Source organism: Psychrobacter sp. Ps6, from assembly GCF_022129235.1.
Classification (GTDB): domain Bacteria; phylum Pseudomonadota; class Gammaproteobacteria; order Pseudomonadales; family Moraxellaceae; genus Psychrobacter.
The window spans coordinates 1-1,485 of the sequence record NZ_JADQAI010000120.1; the positions used below are offsets into that span (position 1 = coordinate 1).

The 1,485-nt window shown below is 36.8% G+C and carries 2 protein-coding genes; one reads left to right on the forward strand and one right to left on the reverse strand.

What is annotated here, in order from left to right:
• Positions 1-320: 320 nt before the first annotated feature.
• A complete protein-coding gene (locus I3255_RS14225) occupies positions 321-803 on the forward strand; it encodes a TnsA endonuclease N-terminal domain-containing protein (RefSeq protein WP_238039402.1) in 483 nt (160 codons plus the stop codon).
• Positions 804-1,057: 254 nt separating this feature from the next.
• Here the strand turns inward: I3255_RS14225 and I3255_RS14230 are convergent.
• Positions 1,058-1,485: sensor histidine kinase (locus tag I3255_RS14230; protein WP_238039403.1), on the reverse strand; the 428-nt coding region annotated here is incomplete at its 5' end.

Sequence of the window (1,485 nt, forward strand, 5' to 3'; positions counted from 1 at the left end):
GTAAAACTGTCCTACTACCATTCAGAGGCCCTGTTGAAAACACTATTCAAGATATCATGGGTGGCGTTCGTTCAACCTGTACTTATGTCGGTGCAGCTCAGCTAAAAGAACTCACAAAACGCACAACGTTTATTCGAGTACAAGAGCAAGAAAATAACGTGTACGGAAAAGAATAAGTTTTATTTAAGATGTTATTTGTAAAAACAACTAAACGTTGAATTTACGAAAGCATACGTTGACATAAAAACAACCATACCTTGAAATAGCTTATTTAGTATACAACACTTAAGTAAGTTTACTACAGGTATGGTTGTTTTATTATGAAAAAACGAATTCTTAGAAACTCGTCAGTTAAAAACATATCACGCTTTGTCAGCCTTAAAACTGACTCCATTCATACAGTCGAATCCGACTTAGAGTTTGATGCCTGTTTTCACTTTGAATTTTCAGCAAAGATTTTGACTTTTGAAGCTCAACCCATAGGTTTGGAGTATCATCTCGATGGTAAGCAACGTAAGTATACTCCCGACTTTTTAGTAAGTTACAATGACACTTATCAACCATTTTATGAGATTAAACCAAAGCGCATTGCGGAAACCGAAGAATTCAAAGAGACTTTTTCCGCGAAAAGAGAGCAAGCCCTTAGTATGGGCAATAATCTAAAAGTTCTAGCTGAGGACGATATTCAAATATATCCGTTACTCGATAACTTGAAGATCATTCATCGCTATGCCTGTGATGACCGCCTCAATTCGCTCCAGCACCAAATACTGAGCTTATTCAGGAAACATGGAGAGCAGTGATATCTATCAAATACTATCTTTACCTTCACTAAACCGCTTCAATGTAATCAAAATAAGAAACTACTTTCAATGAAACTCGATCACAGTACGTTACAATGCATCTTAAATCACATGTTGAAGCGTGCTTAATTACCAGAAAAGTGACAGGTTAAAAAAGAGTTTTCACAAAAACCGATCTTTTTCATGAAACGAGACGACCCTAAATTCTGTGTAACTACCTAAATCCTTAATCCCATACAATTAAATAAATTTACTTATACTATTTCTCCCGACCTTGGGAACGATACTACAAATGTGTTCTTACCATTTTCTCTAGGTGCTAGTTCTATCGTTGCACTATATAGCTGAGTAATGTCCTTACAAATAGACATTCCCAAACCTGCACCATCACCTTTTTCTGAATGACCTCGGTAGAATTGCTCAAAGATCTTTTCTCGCGTTTCTAGTGGAATCTCTGGACCAGTATCAGAAATCAATATTTTAATGGCATTTCTATCTTCTTGAACACTAACTTGGATTTTGCTGTGCGCACCTGAATAGCGAATAGCATTGTCTACAAGGTTACGAAACAACACTTCTAACAACATTCTATCGCCAGAAAGTACGACTTCTGCTGGTGAAAGGCTGATGTCTTGATTTTGTCTTAAAGCAAGTGGTGCTAAATCGGCGACAATAGTTTGCA

Excerpts from the sequence above, each read along its gene's own strand:
- I3255_RS14225 (WP_238039402.1), top strand. The coding sequence starts at position 321 with ATGAAAAAACGAATTCTTAGAAACTCGTCAGTTAAAAACATATCACGC.